This window comes from Streptomyces albiflavescens (assembly GCF_014645835.1).
Lineage (GTDB): Bacteria > Actinomycetota > Actinomycetes > Streptomycetales > Streptomycetaceae > Streptomyces > Streptomyces albiflavescens.
Genome location: NZ_BMMM01000014.1, coordinates 129849 through 145337, shown reverse-complemented (window position 1 = coordinate 145337; position 15489 = coordinate 129849). Strand labels below are relative to the sequence as shown.

The following is a 15489-nucleotide window of genomic DNA, read 5'->3' as shown; positions in this document are numbered from 1 at the left end:
AACGAAAAGCACGCGAAGGGCCGCACAGCTCACCCCGCCCCAGACCCTGCGGGCACCCCACTGAGCGGTTCACGGGAAGCCGTCCACCGCCCGGGCAATATGTCCCTATATGATGGAATTATAGTGTTCGCTCGTGGAATTTGGCGCCCGCTCCGACCATCGGAGAGACCATGGCCGCAGCAGAACCCCGACGGCGGTCCAGCAGTAGCCACAGCACCGACCGGGGTCCCACAGACGGCCCCCGGCGCCGCTCCGGCAAGGCCAAAGCGGCCTGGGCCATACGTTCCGCCGCCGAACAAATTCAGGAATTGCTCGGGAGGGCCCCCGAGTCCGTCTCGGCACTGAAACCGACCGAGGACGGTTGGGAGGCCGACGTAGAGGTACTCGAACTCGAACGCGTCCCCGAAACGACGAGCGTAATGGCCACCTACCGAGTAACCCTGGACAAGGAAGGCGATCTGGTGGCCTACGAAAGGACGCGCCGCTATACCCGGGGCCAGATCGACCGGCGGGGCTGAGACAGCACAGCCGGTGAAGGGAGGCACCATGACAGTGGTGCCGCAGGGTGGAGGCGGTGTCGCCACGAGTGGCGGCACCGGCAACCTCTACGACGTGCTGGAACTCATTCTTGATCGCGGACTCGTCATCGACGTATTCGTTCGCGTGTCGCTGGTGGGGATCGAAATCCTCAAGATCGACGCTCGCATCGTCGTGGCCAGCGTCGATACGTATTTGCGCTTCGCCGAGGCGTGCAACCGACTTGACCTCGAAGCCGGGAGAAAGGCACCCGCCGAACTGACCGACATCGTCGGGAAATCGGTGGAGAGCGGCGCAAAAGGCAAGTCCAAGGGGGCCCTCTCGGGCGCCGTGGAAGCGGTGTCCGAATCCCTCAAGGGCGTCACCGACCGTGACAACGGCGAAGAAGAGTCCGAGGAAGAAGACGAGGACATGGAAAGGGAACCCGTGGAGAGGCGACGGCGGCCGGTTCGGCGCACCTCCCGACATGAGCGCGAAAGGGGCTCGCCCCGCGAGAAGGAATGAGCCATGGCCGTATACATCTACTCCATCACCGGCAAGCAGCATCCGCTCCACATCGACGATCTCAGCGGCGTCGGTGAGCCACCGGCCGCCTTGCGGACAGTGACTGCTGGACCGCTGTGCGCTGTGGTGAGCGACGCCCCCGAGGATCTGCGCCCCAAGCGCCGCGACATCATCGCCCACCAGGAAGTGCAGCAGCACCTCAGGGCGGACGGCACGGTGCTGCCCATGCGGTTCGGCCTCATGGCTGCGGACGACGAAACCGTACGGCTTGCCCTGGAGCAGAATGCCGAGGACTACACGGACAGGCTTCAAGCACTGGAGGGGTGCGTCGAATACAACCTGAAGGCGTCGCAGGAAGAGGATGCGCTGCTGCGTCAGATCCTTGGGGATTCGCACGTGGCACGAGAGCTCAACGACGAGATCCGCCGCGGAACCGCAGGGCCTGACGCGTCAGTGCGGCTCGGCGAACTGGTCGCCCAAGAGGTTCAGGCACGGCAGGAGGCGCTGGCGACGGGTGTGCGCGAAGCACTGCGACCCTTCACCCGGCAGATTGAATGCTCCCACCCCACGGGTTCCGACTTCCTCAGCGTGTCGTTCCTGGTGGCCGAGGACCAAGAAGAAGGATTCCTCACCACGGAGTTGAGCGTCGCCCACCAATTGGGCGACGATTTCGACTTCCGGCTCAACGGCCCCCTTCCCCCCTACAGCTTCGTCTGAAGGAGTCCTCATGGGCCTGTTCACACAGTTGACCACTTTTCCCCTGGCGCCCGTGCGTGGCGTCGTATGGGTCGTGGAGCGCGTCCTGGAGGAAGCCGAGAACGAGTACTACGACCCCGCACCGGTGCACCGCGAACTCGCCGAGCTCGAGCGGCGGCTTCTCGCAGGGGACATCGACGAGGAGACCTTCGACCAGCGCGAGGACGAACTGCTCGACCGACTGGAGGAGATCCGAGTCCGTCAACAGGGCTGACACCCCTGATCCGGCACGAGGGAACATGAGGCCGCCACCGTGACTGAACCTCTGGCCAACAGGCTTGGTTCCTATCCGTCCAGAGCCCAGCCGCCCTACGGGCAGGGCTCCTCCGCCAATCTCGCCGACATCCTTGAACGGGTGCTCGACAAAGGCATCGTCATCGCAGGCGACATACAGATCAACCTGCTCGACATCGAGCTGTTGACCATCAAACTGCGACTCCTGGTCGCCTCGGTCGACAAGGCGAAGGAAATGGGCATCGACTGGTGGGAGCACGATCCCGCGCTCTCCTCCCGGGCCGGGGAAGGACACTCACTCGTCGCGGAAAACCGCCGTTTGCGGGCCGAGATCGAAGCCCTCCGCCAGGACAGCGCACTCACTTCGCAGGAGGACGCCGTCCGGGACGCCGACAGCCGTCGTCGGGGAAGTGCTCGCGATGAGTGACCTGATGACCTACGCGTATGCCGTGGTACGCAACGCCGAGGGACTGTGGGAGGCCACCGCGACGCTCCGGGGCATCGCCGACGCCCCCGTCCGGCTCGTCACCGGCTCCCGCGACGAGCGGGTGATGCTCGAAGTGAGCCATGTACCCGCGCAGGACTTCCGGGAGGACGCTCTCAAACAACATCTCGAGGACCTGGAGTGGCTGGAGGCGGTGGCCCGCGCTCACCACGGCGTCATAGAGGCCTCGGCCGCGCGCACCACCGTCCTTCCGCTGCGCCTGGCGACCGTCTACCTCGACGACAGCAGGGCCCGGGACGTGCTGGAAGCGGGCCGGGCCATGTTCGCGGAGCGGCTGGCCCGACTCGCCGAACATGTCGAATGGGGCGTCAAAATCTATGTCGAGCCGTCTGCGGCCCCCGCAGCCCCGGCTGCTCCGTCGACGGGCCTGCCGCCCGGGCGCGCCTACCTACGCGACCGCAGGCAGCAGCAGAGTGCGCGCGACAGCGTGTACCAGGCCGCACAGCAGGCCGCCGAGCAGGTGGAGGCCGCGGGGCGCAAGTACGCCGCTGAGCGGGTCCGGCACCGTGTGCAACAGGGAGCTCTCGCCGACGCGGTCGGAGCGGGCGAGAACGTCGTCAATGACGCCTACCTCGTGTCCCTGACGTGTTGCGAACAGTTCCTTGCCGAAGTGACACACGGCGCCGACGGGCTGCAAGGCGTCCGAGTCGAGGCCACCGGTCCCTGGGCGCCGTACTCCTTCGCCATGCCGCTCAGTGGATCCGGCGATGCCGCGGAGAGCGTGCCGCCGTGATCACACCCGGCCCGCCGCCTCCGGCAGAGCGCCTGCCTCAGCGGCAGGTCGCTCTCATCGATCTGCTGGACCGACTTTTGAGCGGTGGTGTCGTACTCACCGGTGACGTTGTGCTGTCCATCGCAGACATCGATCTCGTACGTGTTTCGCTGCGAGCCCTGATCGCTTCCATCAGCGCGCAGAATCCCTCACCGTGGGCGGGGACGAGCCCGCTGAGAGGCGGCGACCATGACGGCTGAGGCAGAGAGCGAGCGGCCACGTCGCGCCGACGAGGTCGCGGAGGCCGCCACACGTGCCTTCCGGCTGCTGCCTGCCGCCCCTCGCGACGTGGGCCCGCCGGCCGGCAAGGGCTCGCATTCCCCGGCTCGGCGGATCAGCTCGGATCCCGACACCGTGGAACGCGACCTCATGAAGCTGGTCCTCACTCTCGTGGAGTTGCTGCGCCAGCTCATGGAGCGACAGGCACTGCACCGCGTCGACCAGGGAGACCTCACCGACGAGCAGGAGGAGCGCCTGGGAGCGACACTCATGCTGCTCCACGACCGCATGAGCGACCTGTGCGCTCAGTACGGACTGACGATGGAGGACCTCAACCTCGATCTCGGGCCGCTGGGCACGTTGCTCCCGCCCTCCGACTGAACCTCCGGAGGGGTGCTGCGGGTGTCGAGAGGGGACATACCGCGTACCGCAACAAAGCGAACCGGTCGAGGAACCGCACGGCGTTACGGCCGTCCCTGCTCGGGTACCCGGCGCCCATGGAAAGCTTGGATCATCTGGAACATCTGGACAAGGACCTGGTCGACGAACTGGCGCAGGTGGCTCGTGAGACCGTGCGGGACGAACTGCGGGAGCAGACCCGCAAGCAGCGCCGTACGGCCACGCTGTACGCCGCATCCGGTGCCGTCGCCCTGTATGCGGGCGCCGCGCTGGCGCTCGCCCTCGGTCTGGCGCTCGCGCTGGGCCTGCCCGGCTGGGCCGCTGCGCTGATCACCGCCGCGGTGCTCGGCGTGGCCGCGTACGTGCTGCGGAGCATGGCACGGCCGTCCGCGACCCGCACCGCGCCGACACCCACGAGCGAGGCGACACCGGCCGGCCACGACCGAGTCATCGGCGGGACCGCCCCCGCGGCGCCGCCGAGTGGCCTCGGCATGCCCTACCCGCCGGTTCCGCCGAACGCGCCCGGTGTCCCGGGAACGGGCACGGCCCGTCCGGGCGACGCGGACCCCGGGGCACCGCACCATAGGGCCCTGTGAGCCGTGACCCGGGCACCGCAGGGTCGAGGCGGTGACAGGACCGACGGCAACGTGCCTGGTCAGCGGGCGCGACGACCTCGACGAGGGAGATCTCGACGTCTCCGGAGGCCCAGGGCTCCGAAAGTTCGTACAGTGGAGAAAAGTGAGATCCACGGCTCCCTCCCGGATACCCGCTTCGGGGTAGTGATGACCGAGCGGGTACCGCATGAAGGGACACGACGAGCGGGGTATCACCATGAACGGAGTCGCCCCGGGCCGCTTGGACGACCAGCAGCTCATGATCGAGCTGGAGACGATACATCGCACGCGCCACGACACCTTGCTGTATGGCTCGAACGACGCGCTGCGAACCCACAATGAGCGCATGGCACAGCTGGAGGGCGAGTACCTGCGCCGCCACCCACGCCGCCCGGTCGCTGCCGGCAGGACACGTGAGGGGGCCCGGGATCGAGCCTCCAGCCACACATGACCGCCATGAGCACGACAAAACCGCCACCCGCCAACCCGCTGCTCACCCGACACGCGGAGGCACTCGACCTGTTCGGCGACCGAGTACACGCTGTCCGGGACGATCAGTGGGACGCTCCAACACCCTGCACCGACTGGTCAGTGCGTGACCTCGTCAATCATCTCGTGTCGGAGCAGCTGTGGGTGCCCGCGCTGGTCCGGGACGGCGCCATGATCGAGGCGATCGGCGACACCTTCGACGGCGACATGCTGGGCCGGAACCCGGCCGCCTCGTGGGACACAGCCGCCCGCTCCGCGCGCGACGCGTTCGCCGGCCCTGGCGCTCTCGACCGCAGAGTCCACCTTTCCTACGGCGACACGGCAGCCACCGACTACTGCACCCAGATGATCGCCGATCTCGTCGTGCACGCCTGGGACCTGTCCCGCGCGATCGGCGCCGACGAGCAACTCCCGGACGACTTGGTGAAGTTCACGGTTCGTGCGGTCACGCCGTACGCGGCCGAACTGGAGAAGAGCGGGATGTTCGCGGCACCGGTCGAGCCGCCGCGCGGAGCAGACATGCAGACGATGCTGCTTTGCCTACTCGGACGGCGGCCCTGACAGCCGGTGATGGGCAGGGCATCGGGCTGAGAAGTTGACTCGCCCAACATGCTGCAAGTGCGCGGCACGTGCGTCGACCCGCGCTGTCCCTTTCGGCGGCGGTGAAATGGAGCTCACCAGTAGTGCCGACGGCCGCCCACAGCGTGGCCGACCCCGCCGAGAATCCAGAGGATGAGGCCAATGACCACAAGGACGATTCCTATCGTCCACAGGATGCCGAGCCCCGTGAGGAATCCAACGACCAGCAGAACGATTCCCAGAATGATCATGATTGCCTCCAGGGCACTGACTCTCCCGGAAACCGGGTACCCCTCCCGGAATTGGTGACACAGGAGCCGCGAGCCGGCGGGGGCCGTGCCGAAAGCTGTGGGACGAAAGCATCGCGGAGCACCGTCGCCCAGTACGCGACGCGGTCGGCATCAACGCCAGAGTGCGAGGTCAAAGCCGACGGTTGAACCCGCCGCGGAGAACTGCTGGACCGCCGGCCCACGAAGCGGGGCCTAGCCTGTTGACCGGTCCAGCCCGGCGTCGGCCACGGACGCGGCGGCGCGGACGAGTGCCGCCGTGGCCGTCGAACACGACTGCTGCGGCCAGGCGATGACGAGGACCGCGGGCGGGGCGTCCGAGACCGGCCGGTAGACGACGCCCGGGCGCGGGTAGCGGACGGCGACGGAGGCGGGCAGCAGGGGGGCGACGTCGCCCAGGGCGACGAGCATCAGCAGTTGGGCGAGGTCGCGGCCGTTGCCTCGGATCTCGTCGAGGTACCGGTGCACGTCCCCGGGGCGCAGGCCGAGGTCGGCCAGGGTCAGGCAGTCCCGGGCGGCGAGCGGGTGGGCGGCGGCGAGGGCCGCGACGCGCGGTTCGGTGGCCAGGGTCTCGGTGTCGAGGCCGGTGTGATCGAAAGGCTCGTGGACCAGGGCCGCATCGGCTTCCCCCTGGCGCAGGAGTCTCGGCTGTTCGTGCCAGCCGCACAGCCGGACGGCGACGGGTACGGTCGCCGGCTCGGACGCGAAGCGTGCCAGGATCGGCTCGAGCAGTCCCCCGTCCCCGTCGGCTTTGATGGCCAGGACCAACTTCGGGTCCGGGGCGGCCGCGCGCTGGGTCCGCCGCTCGGCGGCCTGCAGCGCGTCCAGCGCGATCCTCGCCTCGGAGAGGAGCACCGCACCGGCCGGGGTCAGCGCCACGCTGTGGGTGGTCCGCTCAAAGAGGGTGACTCCCATCTCCGACTCCAACTGGCGGATCGCGCGGGACAGGGGCGGCGGGGAGATGCCCAACCGCTCGGCGGCGCGCGCGAAGTTGAGCTCCTCGGCAACCGCGACGAAGTAGCGCAGCGGGCGGGATTCCACGCTCTCCCCTCTCCGTTCGGTATTGCCCTGAGGGTAACAAGCGGGAGCGGATCGATCCTTCAGTTCGGGCGCGTCACGCAGCAGGCTCGACGACATCCAATGAGGCATCCCGCTTGGAGTTGTTCATGATCGTCGTCACCACCCCGACCGGCCAGATCGGCCGACAGGTCCTCGACCGCCTCCTCGACGCTCCGTACGGCAGGGCGGGGATCCGGGTGATCGCCCGCGACCCCGCCCGCCTCTCCGCGCGGGTGCGCGAACACGTCGAGGTCGTGCGGGGATCGCACGCCGATCCCACCGTTCTGAAGGAGGCGTGCGCGGGCGCCGACCGCCTGTTCTGGCTGGTGCCCCCGACGCCCTCGGCCGACAGTGTCGAGGGCCACTTCCGCGACTTCACCGAGCCACTGTGCGACGTGATCGGACGCCACGGCGTCGAGCGGGTCGTCGGCGTCTCGACCCTGGGCCGCGGCGTGGCCACGAACGCCGGGCAGATTTCGGCGTCGCTCGCCATGGACGAGGCGATCGCGGCCACGGGTGTGCACTACCGGGCGCTGTGCCCGCCGTTCCTGATGGAGAACCTACTGGGCCAGGCCGAGTCGATCCGCGACGCGGGCCTGTTCTTCCTGGCGACTGCGGAAGACCGCACTCTGCGCACCTGCGCCACCCGCGACATCGCCACCACCGCGGCCCGGCTGCTGCTCGACGACTCCTGGACCGGTCAGGACGACGTCCCACTGGTCGGACCCGACGACCTCTCCCCCGAGGGCATGGCACAGGTCGTCTCCGAAGTACTGGACCGCCCGGTGCGCGTCCAGCGGACCAGCAGCGCGGACTACAAGGCGTCGGCGCTGCGCTTCGGAGCGAGCGAGGCCTGGGCACAGGGACTGACCGACATGGTGGAGGCTTTGAGCGACCAGGGCTTCTACGGTGCCGTCGTGCCGAGCACTCCCCAGTCCGCGCCCACCGGCTTCCGCCAGTGGTGCGAGGAGGTGCTCAAGCCGGCCGTCCTGGCCCAGGGCGCTCTTTGATCAGGCTGGATCCGAGGCACGGCAGCCGAACAGTGCCGTTGACCGGGGCTCGCTGCGTGCAGCCGCACGGCGGAGGGGGACGTCGACGCGACGGAGGCCCATGTCGAGCGAAGTCCCGGACTCGGGGGTCGGCGACCGACGACAACGCTGGGGTGGCCGCCTGCTCGACCGCCAGCCGCGAACTCGGCGGGGGCGTGCCAAGCCCCGCCGCCCCGGTTGATCCAGAAGTCCCGTACTAGCCCCTGAACCCGTCCCGGCCCTGTCGTCCTTGTCGGCGCTGTGGACGGCCGCCCCGCCCGCCCGAGCGACGACGTGACGGCGCAGAGGGCGCGTCGGCGCTGTTGAAGCCCGGTCCGGTCGGCGCGCTGAAGCCGCCGGGGACCACCGGTGCCGTCGGCGCGGCGGCGGGCGCGGACGTCTGAGCGACCGCCGTGGTCGGCTTGCGCGTACCGGGCAGGGCGTGACCGACCACGCGGGTGTGGGTCATCAACGGCGCGCAGGCCGCGCAGACTTCCAGCAGGGTCCAGACCTGACCCACCGCCGGGTCGTGGCGCAGGACGAGGACCACGCTGCCCGCGCAGTGCACCTGCATCCCGTCGTGGGCTGCGCACTGTGCCTGCCGGCAGGCACAGGCGGCATCCGAGTGCACGCTGGCCGCCCGGGCGTGCGCGGCGGCGTGGGCTTCGGCGAAGCGGCGCAGTGCTCCCAGGTCGCGGGAGCGGGGCGGCATGCTGCATGGGGAGGAGCACGTCACGGAGGCGGTACGGTCACTGTGGCCGGAGACGCGGATGGTCCACATTCGTCCCGGGCGGCGTGCGGCGGGAATGTCGGGGTGCGCAAGATCCAAGATCGGCAGTCCTTCGGCAAAGGGGTGGTGTGCGCGACGGCGCTCTGCACCATACGTACCCCGCTCTCCGGTCTGTCATCTACCGGTTGCGCCGCGGGCGCGCGCGAAGAATGACTCGTAACGCGGGGTCCGGAGATCTGTCCGGACGCCGTGATCATCCCATAGGTGACTTCGGCCCGGCGAACAAGCCCGCCGGGCCGTCTGCTCCGTCCTCGCCGAGTCGCACGGGCTGTGATCCGGTCGTAGGGCGGTGATCCCGGGTGCAGTGCCCGGCCGATCGGCGTGTCCCAACGCTGCCACACCGCACTCGACGGCCAGCCACCGATCACCCGCGTGAACAACGCTGCGGGTCAATACACCTAGACCGGGTACTCCCGGCCCTGGGCGTTCGGGCACCTCACCGCGAGGGCCGCGATGTCGTCGTCAAGCCGTCCGCCGCTGTAGTCGAGCAGGTCCCGGTGCAGCCGGTCGAGCAGCTGGCGAGGCGGCTCCGGGCCCTGCCGCCCCATCCAGTCCGGCAGCGGAAAGAACTCGCCGGCGTGATCCCGGGCTTCCGATACGCCGTCGGTGTAGAGCAGCAGCTGGTCGCCCGGGGCGAAGTCGACGGTGTCGACGCAGTACTGGTCCCCGATGAGAGCCGCGAGGTTGAGGGGCGGCGAGGGGGTGGTTGGCTCCAGGACGCGGACCTTCCCACAATGCGCGAGCAGTGGTGGGGGGTGCCCACAGTTGAGAAGTCTGATGTGGCCTCCGCCGCGCGGGATCTCGGCGATGAGAGCGGTGGCAAAGTGCTCCGGCCGGTCCTGGATCGGAAACGCGGCACTGTGGCGGGCGATGCTGGTCTCGAGGCGATGGATGATGCCCGGCAGGTCGGGCTCGTCGTACGCGGCCTCCCTGAAACAGTTGATCACTGCGGACGCCGCCCCCACGGCGGACAGACCCTTGCCCCGAACGTCGCCGATGAGCAGCCGGACCCCGTACCGTGTGCCGGCCGCCTCATAGAAGTCGCCACCGATCCTGGCCTGCTCCTGGGCCGCCAGATACAGCGACTCCATCTCGACGTTCTCGATGCGGCGCGGCAGGGGACGCAGCAGCACCTGCTGGACCGCGTCAGCGACGAGCCGCACCTGGAGGAGTATCTCCTCCCGCTGGAGTCGGACATGGCTCGCGTATGCCGCCGCCAAGGTGACCGCGATGATCGCAGCCCCCGTGTACTGCGTCCCCAGGTCGGTGTAGAAGAAGCTGAGGCTGATCATGACGAGCAGGCAGAACGTGCCCAGCAGGATCGTGGGGAGCACGGGCCACATCGCGGCGGCAAGGGCGGGCGCGGCGGGCAGCAGGCGGCTGACGGCGATCTCCCTCGGTGTGGAGAACGCCAGGCTGGCGATGACGACGGTCAGGATCACCGGTGCCTGCTGGGCGAGTCCCCATCGGCCTCCGTAGGAGGGACGACGGTGCCGCAGCCGTCCAGACATGATCACAGAGTGCATCATATCGGTCAAAGTGGGCATGAGCTCCGATGGATCACGCACTTCACGCGCGGCGACCAGCCGATCTCACCGCGGACGCTCGGTCCGCTCGATCGAAAGGTCTCGATCCAGAGATACAGCGGCGCGACGAAAACCGCCGGGTGGAAGATGTCAGGAAACGCTGCCTGAGCAAGCACCCGAGGCGTAACCGGGTGGGGGTCACTCCTTGGGGGGACCATGGCCACTCGGTATCACCAGTGCTAGAAAGGTCACATGGCGAACCGTTTCGCCGGTTTTCGACGCATCTCACTCCGGCCACTGGTCAGCAAGAGCCCGCGCAGCGTAGCCGGGCAGGTGCTGGTTCTGCAGGTGGCCTTGGTAGTGCTGCTCGTGGCCTGTGGCGTCGTCGCCCTCGCCCTGCAGTCGAAGCGGGACACCACCGCCGAGGCCGTGCGCCGCTCCATAGCCGTGGCGCAGACCTTCGCGCACTCTCCCGGTGTCCTGGCGGCACTCGAGGCCCCTGACCCGAGCAAGATTCTCCAGCCGCTCACCGAGGCGGGACGCAAGGCCGCCGGCGTCGACTTCATCGTGGTCATGGACACCAAGGGCATCCGCTACACCCACCCCCTGCCGAACCGCATCGGAAAGCGGTTCGTGGGCACCATCGAGCCGTCGCTGGCGGGAAAGGTCTACACGGAAAGCGTCCATGGCCCGCTCGGCCACGAGGTTCAGGCCACCGTCCCCATCGAGAACCCCACCGGCAAGGTGGTGGGCCTCGTCTCCGCCGGCCTGAAGGTCAAAAACGTGACCCATCAGGTGTGGCTGCAACTACCGATCATCCTCGGCGCCGGGGCCGGGGCGCTCGCGCTGGCCACAGGCGGGACGGCACTGGTGGGCAGGCGGCTGCGGCGGCAGACCCACAGCCTCGCCCCGGACGAGATGACCCGCATGTACGACCACCACGACGCGGTGCTGCACTCCGTGCGCGAAGGAGTGCTCATCGTCTCCGACGACGGACGGCTCTTGCTGGCGAACGACGAGGCCAGACGGCTGCTGGAGCTGCCCCCCGACGTCGAGGGACGGCAGGTGTCGGAGCTGTCGAACCTCGACTCCGAGACGGTGGCACTGCTCTCCTCAGGGCGCGCGGCCACTGACGAGGTGCACTTCGCCGGAGAGCGGCTGCTGGCGGTCAACCAGCGCCCCATGGAACGCGAGGGGGGTCCCAGAGGAACGGTGGTGACGCTGCGCGACTCCACCGAGTTGCAGGCGCTGACCGGCACGGCGGAGATCGCACGGGAGCGGCTCAAGCTGCTGTACGACGCCGGACTCGGCATCGGCACCACCTTGGACGTGCTGCGCACCGCCGACGAGTTGGCGCGGGTCCCCGTCCCCCGCTTCGCCGACTTCGTCACCGTGGACCTGTCCGACGCCGTGCTGCACGGCGAGGAGCCGGCCCCCACGGCAACGGACCTGCGACGCACCGCCGTGTGCGGCATCCGGAACGACCATCCGCTCTACGAAGAGGGCCGGCTGATCGACTTTCTGCCGTCCACACCCCAGGCGCGCGGCTACGGCAGCGGCCGCGCCGAGTTGGTGACCGACCTGTCGACCGCCACCGGGTGGCACGCGCAGGACCCGGAGCGCACCAAGGAAATCGTGGACTACGGCATCCACTCCCTCATCGCCGCCCCGATCCAGGCCCGTGGCGTCGTACTGGGCATGGCCAACTTCTGGCGCTCCAAGGAGCACGAGCCCTTCGACGAGGAGGAGCTGTCGCTGGCGGAGGAGCTGGTGGCCCGGGCCGCGGTCAGCATCGACAACGCCCGCCGCTACACCCGTGAGCACGCCTTGGCGGTCACGCTGCAGCGAAGCCTGTTGCCGCGGGCCCTGCCGGAGCAGAGCGCCGTCGACGTCGGCTACCGCTACCTGCCCGCCCAGTCGGGCGTGAGCGGCGACTGGTTCGATGTCGTTCCCCTGCCAGGGAGCCGGGTGGCACTTGTCGTCGGCGACGTGGTCGGCCACGGCCTCCACGCGGCTGCCACGATGGGGCGGCTGCGGACCGCGGTGCACAACTTCTCGACGCTCGATCTGCCGCCCGACGAACTGCTGAGCCACCTGGACGACCTGGTCGGCCGCATCGACCAGGACGAGGCGGGTACGGAGAGTGCCGTGGGCGTCGTGGGCGCCACCTGCCTGTATGCGATCTATGACCCCGTGACGCGCCGCTGCGTCATGGCGCGCGCGGGGCACCTGGCGCCCGCGCTCGTCCACCCCGACGGAACCGTCACCTTCGCGGACGTGCCGGCCGGTCCTCCCCTCGGCCTCGGCGGCATGCCGTTCCAGAACGCCGAGCTGGAGCTGGTGGAGGGCGCCGAGCTCGTCCTCTACACCGACGGCCTCATCGAGGACCGCAAGCGCGATCTGGACGTGGGAATGGACCTCCTGCGCGACGCGCTGGCCGGCCACCCCAACCGGCCGCCCGAGGAGAGCTGTCAGGCCGTGCTGGACGAGCTGCTGCCGGACCGTCCCAAGGACGACGTCGCCCTGCTCATCGCCCGCACCCGGGCACTGCCGCCCGACCGGATCGCCGACTGGGACGTGCCGCTCGACCCGGCCGCCGTGGCGGGGATGCGCGACGCCGTCTCCCGAAAGCTCGACGAGTGGGGCCTGTCCGAACTCGGCTTCAGCATGGAGCTCGTCCTCAGCGAGCTCATCACCAACGCCATCCGCTACGGCTCCGAGCCGATCCAGGTGCGGCTGATCCACGACCGTACGCTGATCTGCGAGGTGGCCGACGGCAGCAGCACCTCCCCGCACCTGCGCTACGCCGCGACGATGGACGAGGGAGGCCGGGGCCTGTTCCTGGTGTCGCAGATAGCCGAGCGCTGGGGCACCCGGTACACGCCCCAGGGCAAGGTGATCTGGGCCGAGCAGGCAGTGCCGCACGCCGGCGAGGGGCCCGTCCTGTCACTGGCCGATGCGGAGGCGCTCTTCCCGGACGAGGGAGCAGCCGACTCGGGGGCACCGATGTGACGACGGCTCGGCCAAGAGCACGCCACGCCTATGGCGGCCCCGACGTCACCGCCCCGCCGCAGGGGCCCGCGGCATCGAGATGCCGACGCACGGAATCCACAGCTGAATGAATGAAGGCCGGAAAAGCCGTCAGGAGGTCGTGGCATCCGCCACGCACCTCCCCGGAGCGAAGATCAACTCCGCAGAAGAAAGGTGGGGACTCACATGGATCAGCGCAGGCTGCGAGACCTCCAGGTGTCAGCCATCGGCCTCGGCTGCATGGGGATGTCCGCCTTCTACGGCACGACCGACGAGGACGAGGGCATCCAGACCATCCGGCACGCCCTCGATCTGGGCGTCGACTTCCTCGACACCGCGCAGCTCTACGGGCCACTGACGAACGAGACACTCGTCGGCCGCGCCGTCAAGGGACACCGCGACCAGTACGTGATCGCCACGAAGTTCAACTACCGGATGGACGACGCCGTTGCGGGTGACATCAGCACGATCGGGCGCCAGGACGGCTCTGCCGAGCACGTGCGCAGCTCGATTCACGGCTCGCTCAAGCGGCTGGGAACCGACTATGTCGACCTCTACTACCAGCACCGCGTCGACCCCGCCGTGCCGATCGAGGAGACCGTCGGCGCCATGGCGGAGCTGGTCGCCGAGGGAAAGGTACGCCACATCGGTCTGAGCGAGGCCGGGCCGGAGACCATCCGCCGTGCGAACGCCGTTCACCCGATCACGGCCGTACAGACCGAGTACTCCCTGTGGACGCGTGACCCGGAGGCAGAGGTCCTGCCCACCTGCCGGGAACTCGGGATCGGGTTCGTCCCCTACTCGCCCCTGGGCCGTGGCTTCCTCGCGGGCCGGTTCTCCTCTCCCGACGAACTCGACGAGGGCGACTTCCGCCGCAGCGGCCCCCGCTTCACCGGACGCAACCTGGAGGCGAACCTCCGTCTCGCGGAGAAGGTAAAGGAAATCGCCGCGGAGAAAGACGTGACGGCGGCGCAGCTGGCGATCGCCTGGGTGCTCGCGCAAGGCGACGACCTGGTCCCGATCCCGGGCACCAAGCGCCGCACCTATCTCGAGCAGAACGCCGGCGCCGTGGACGTCGAGCTGACGAAGGAGGATCTGGCACGTATCGAGGCCGAACTCCCCGAGCCGGCCGGGGAGCGCTACGACGAGGCCGGCATGAAGAGCGTGAACCTCTGAAACGCGCCCTACCGGCCTCGGGCACCGGGGCACCGGGGCACCGGGGCACCGGCATCGGCGCACGCGGAACCCCTTCGATAGAGGACCTCGATCAAGCGATAAGGAAGTGGGCTTGGACAGGCGTTCGTTGGCGAGGTGAGGATGCTGGGCATGATCCCCGTCTTCACGGACGACGAGCCGCCGTGGGCCAAAAGCGGGGCGTGTCCGAGGAGTTCGCATGCTGATTCCGTGCGCCCCGCAGGTGTGCACACCGACCGGCCGTCCACAGATCGCGCCTCCCCTCCGCCTGAGGCGGACGCACGCTGTGGGGCGGCCGGGCGGCTCAGCCGCCCTCGGCCTCCCGTCCGGACGGGAATGCCGCGTTCGTGGCATGTGACGCGCCCGGGATGCCCCAAACCGTGAATGCCCCGGCGCGCCGGGCGAAGCGGCGTTCGATTCGCTGGTGGAAACCCGACGAACCGCGGCTGCCCCGGCGCACGGTCGCGTCGGCGGCCATCACTACGTCGGTCGGTCTCGCCATGTTGGTGGCCATGGGGGCGCTCGCGCACCAGACGGTGCTCGTACCGCCGCTCGCGGCCACCATGGCGATCGTCACCGCCACTCCGGACTCGCCTCTCGCGCAGCCCCGCCATGTCATCGGCGGCCACATGCTGTCCTGCCTCGTCTGCTTCGCGGTGCTCGCCCTTGGCTGGCACGGCCCTTGGGCCGCAGCTGTGGCCTGCGGCGTCGCCTGCGGACTTGTGCTCGTACTCAAGGCGGCCCATCCCCCGGCCATGGCGACCGCCGTCATGATCATGCTCACCAGTCCGCCCGCCGACCGTTTCGTCCCCCTGCTGGCCGCCGGTGCGGTGCTGCTCGTCGTGGTGCAGATGGTCTCCGCCCGACTGCAGCGAGGGGTCTACCCCACCTCCTGGTGGTGAGCCGACAGGGTCGAGCAGCCACGGATGTCTCCTCGCCGCTCAGCCGACGCTTCGCGCTTCGCGGT

19 protein-coding genes are annotated in these 15489 nt (G+C 69.1%); 15 read left to right on the top strand and 4 right to left on the bottom strand.

Annotation, left to right across the window (positions count from 1 at the left end; genetic code table 11):
• Positions 1-170 precede the first annotated feature (170 nt).
• The 11 genes from IEY95_RS33015 (at position 171) to IEY95_RS32965 (ending at position 5590) form a co-directional block, all read left to right on the top strand.
• Entirely contained in the window at positions 171-518 is a 348-nt protein-coding gene (locus tag IEY95_RS33015) for a gas vesicle protein GvpO (protein WP_189189850.1), read from the top strand.
• Positions 519-546: 28 nt separating this feature from the next.
• The gene (gene gvpJ, locus IEY95_RS33010; RefSeq protein WP_189189849.1) at positions 547-1041 is read left to right on the top strand and encodes a gas vesicle protein GvpJ; all 495 of its coding nucleotides are present in this window, start codon (positions 547-549) and stop codon (positions 1039-1041) included.
• 3 nt (positions 1042-1044) lie between these two features.
• Positions 1045-1758: a GvpL/GvpF family gas vesicle protein gene (locus IEY95_RS33005; protein WP_189189848.1), complete on the top strand. Its 714-nt coding sequence runs from the start codon at positions 1045-1047 to the stop codon at positions 1756-1758.
• Between the two features lie 10 nt (positions 1759-1768).
• Positions 1769-2011 (top strand): gas vesicle protein GvpG, encoded by a 243-nt coding sequence (locus tag IEY95_RS33000; protein ID WP_189189847.1) that lies wholly within the window; start codon positions 1769-1771, stop codon positions 2009-2011.
• 39 nt (positions 2012-2050) lie between these two features.
• The gene (locus IEY95_RS32995) at positions 2051-2458 is read left to right on the top strand and encodes a gas vesicle protein (RefSeq protein WP_229703522.1); all 408 of its coding nucleotides are present in this window, start codon (positions 2051-2053) and stop codon (positions 2456-2458) included.
• The gene (locus IEY95_RS32990; protein WP_189189846.1) at positions 2451-3269 is read left to right on the top strand and encodes a GvpL/GvpF family gas vesicle protein; all 819 of its coding nucleotides are present in this window, start codon (positions 2451-2453) and stop codon (positions 3267-3269) included. Before IEY95_RS32995 ends, IEY95_RS32990 begins: the two co-directional genes overlap by 8 nt.
• Complete coding sequence (locus IEY95_RS32985) at positions 3266-3508, top strand: gas vesicle protein (protein ID WP_189189845.1); 243 nt, start codon at positions 3266-3268, stop codon at positions 3506-3508. Before IEY95_RS32990 ends, IEY95_RS32985 begins: the two co-directional genes overlap by 4 nt.
• Positions 3498-3908 (top strand): gas vesicle protein K, encoded by a 411-nt coding sequence (locus IEY95_RS32980; RefSeq protein ID WP_189189844.1) that lies wholly within the window; start codon positions 3498-3500, stop codon positions 3906-3908. The genes IEY95_RS32985 and IEY95_RS32980 overlap by 11 nt, the downstream gene beginning before the upstream one ends.
• Positions 3909-4024: 116 nt before the next feature.
• Positions 4025-4522 carry a phage holin family protein gene (locus IEY95_RS32975; RefSeq protein ID WP_189189843.1) on the top strand — a complete coding sequence of 166 codons (498 nt, stop codon included), beginning with the start codon at positions 4025-4027 and terminating at the stop codon, positions 4520-4522.
• A 205-nt stretch (positions 4523-4727) separates the two neighbouring features.
• On the top strand, positions 4728-4991 hold the full coding sequence (locus IEY95_RS32970) for a DUF6158 family protein (RefSeq protein WP_189189842.1): 264 nt from the start codon (positions 4728-4730) through the stop codon (positions 4989-4991).
• A 5-nt stretch (positions 4992-4996) separates the two neighbouring features.
• A complete protein-coding gene (locus IEY95_RS32965; RefSeq protein WP_189189841.1) occupies positions 4997-5590 on the top strand; it encodes a TIGR03086 family metal-binding protein in 594 nt (197 codons plus the stop codon).
• 113 nt (positions 5591-5703) lie between these two features.
• On the opposite strand, the gene IEY95_RS32960 is transcribed toward IEY95_RS32965, so the two are convergent.
• Positions 5704-5859 carry a DUF6131 family protein gene (locus tag IEY95_RS32960; RefSeq protein WP_189189840.1) on the bottom strand — a complete coding sequence of 52 codons (156 nt, stop codon included), beginning with the start codon at positions 5857-5859 and terminating at the stop codon, positions 5704-5706.
• A 231-nt stretch (positions 5860-6090) separates the two neighbouring features.
• The gene (locus IEY95_RS32955; RefSeq protein WP_189189839.1) at positions 6091-6936 is read right to left on the bottom strand and encodes a LysR family transcriptional regulator; all 846 of its coding nucleotides are present in this window, start codon (positions 6934-6936) and stop codon (positions 6091-6093) included.
• Between the two features lie 125 nt (positions 6937-7061).
• On the opposite strand from IEY95_RS32955, the gene IEY95_RS32950 reads away from it, so the two are divergent.
• Entirely contained in the window at positions 7062-7964 is a 903-nt protein-coding gene (locus tag IEY95_RS32950; protein ID WP_189189838.1) for an NAD(P)H-binding protein, read from the top strand.
• A 235-nt stretch (positions 7965-8199) separates the two neighbouring features.
• Here IEY95_RS32950 and IEY95_RS32945 read toward each other — a convergent pair whose 3' ends face one another.
• Both IEY95_RS32945 and IEY95_RS32940 read right to left on the bottom strand, forming a co-directional pair.
• Positions 8200-8694, bottom strand: a complete 495-nt coding sequence (locus IEY95_RS32945) for a hypothetical protein (protein WP_229703521.1) — start codon at positions 8692-8694, stop codon at positions 8200-8202.
• A 476-nt stretch (positions 8695-9170) separates the two neighbouring features.
• On the bottom strand, positions 9171-10289 hold the full coding sequence (locus tag IEY95_RS32940) for a PP2C family protein-serine/threonine phosphatase (protein ID WP_229703520.1): 1119 nt from the start codon (positions 10287-10289) through the stop codon (positions 9171-9173).
• Positions 10290-10550: 261 nt separating this feature from the next.
• Here IEY95_RS32940 and IEY95_RS32935 point away from each other — a divergent pair, with 261 nt between their 5' ends.
• The 3 genes from IEY95_RS32935 to IEY95_RS32925 all read left to right on the top strand — a co-directional run bounded on the left by IEY95_RS32935 (position 10551) and on the right by IEY95_RS32925 (position 15424).
• Positions 10551-13310 (top strand): SpoIIE family protein phosphatase, encoded by a 2760-nt coding sequence (locus IEY95_RS32935; protein WP_189189836.1) that lies wholly within the window; start codon positions 10551-10553, stop codon positions 13308-13310.
• Between the two features lie 204 nt (positions 13311-13514).
• Complete coding sequence (locus tag IEY95_RS32930; RefSeq protein ID WP_189189835.1) at positions 13515-14504, top strand: aldo/keto reductase; 990 nt, start codon at positions 13515-13517, stop codon at positions 14502-14504.
• Positions 14505-14902: 398 nt separating this feature from the next.
• Positions 14903-15424 carry an HPP family protein gene (locus IEY95_RS32925; protein ID WP_189189834.1) on the top strand — a complete coding sequence of 174 codons (522 nt, stop codon included), beginning with the start codon at positions 14903-14905 and terminating at the stop codon, positions 15422-15424.
• Positions 15425-15489: the final 65 nt, after the last annotated feature.

Coding starts and splice junctions, on each gene's coding strand:
- IEY95_RS33015 (WP_189189850.1), top strand. CDS start 171: ATGGCCGCAGCAGAACCCCGACGGCGGTCCAGCAGTAGCCACAGCACC.
- gvpJ (WP_189189849.1), top strand. CDS start 547: ATGACAGTGGTGCCGCAGGGTGGAGGCGGTGTCGCCACGAGTGGCGGC.
- IEY95_RS33005 (WP_189189848.1), top strand. CDS start 1,045: ATGGCCGTATACATCTACTCCATCACCGGCAAGCAGCATCCGCTCCAC.
- IEY95_RS33000 (WP_189189847.1), top strand. CDS start 1,769: ATGGGCCTGTTCACACAGTTGACCACTTTTCCCCTGGCGCCCGTGCGT.
- IEY95_RS32990 (WP_189189846.1), top strand. CDS start 2,451: ATGAGTGACCTGATGACCTACGCGTATGCCGTGGTACGCAACGCCGAG.
- IEY95_RS32980 (WP_189189844.1), top strand. CDS start 3,498: ATGACGGCTGAGGCAGAGAGCGAGCGGCCACGTCGCGCCGACGAGGTC.
- IEY95_RS32975 (WP_189189843.1), top strand. CDS start 4,025: ATGGAAAGCTTGGATCATCTGGAACATCTGGACAAGGACCTGGTCGAC.
- IEY95_RS32970 (WP_189189842.1), top strand. CDS start 4,728: ATGAAGGGACACGACGAGCGGGGTATCACCATGAACGGAGTCGCCCCG.
- IEY95_RS32965 (WP_189189841.1), top strand. CDS start 4,997: ATGAGCACGACAAAACCGCCACCCGCCAACCCGCTGCTCACCCGACAC.
- IEY95_RS32960 (WP_189189840.1), bottom strand. CDS start 5,859: ATGATCATTCTGGGAATCGTTCTGCTGGTCGTTGGATTCCTCACGGGG.
- IEY95_RS32950 (WP_189189838.1), top strand. CDS start 7,062: ATGATCGTCGTCACCACCCCGACCGGCCAGATCGGCCGACAGGTCCTC.
- IEY95_RS32945 (WP_229703521.1), bottom strand. CDS start 8,694: ATGCCGCCCCGCTCCCGCGACCTGGGAGCACTGCGCCGCTTCGCCGAA.
- IEY95_RS32935 (WP_189189836.1), top strand. CDS start 10,551: ATGGCGAACCGTTTCGCCGGTTTTCGACGCATCTCACTCCGGCCACTG.
- IEY95_RS32930 (WP_189189835.1), top strand. CDS start 13,515: ATGGATCAGCGCAGGCTGCGAGACCTCCAGGTGTCAGCCATCGGCCTC.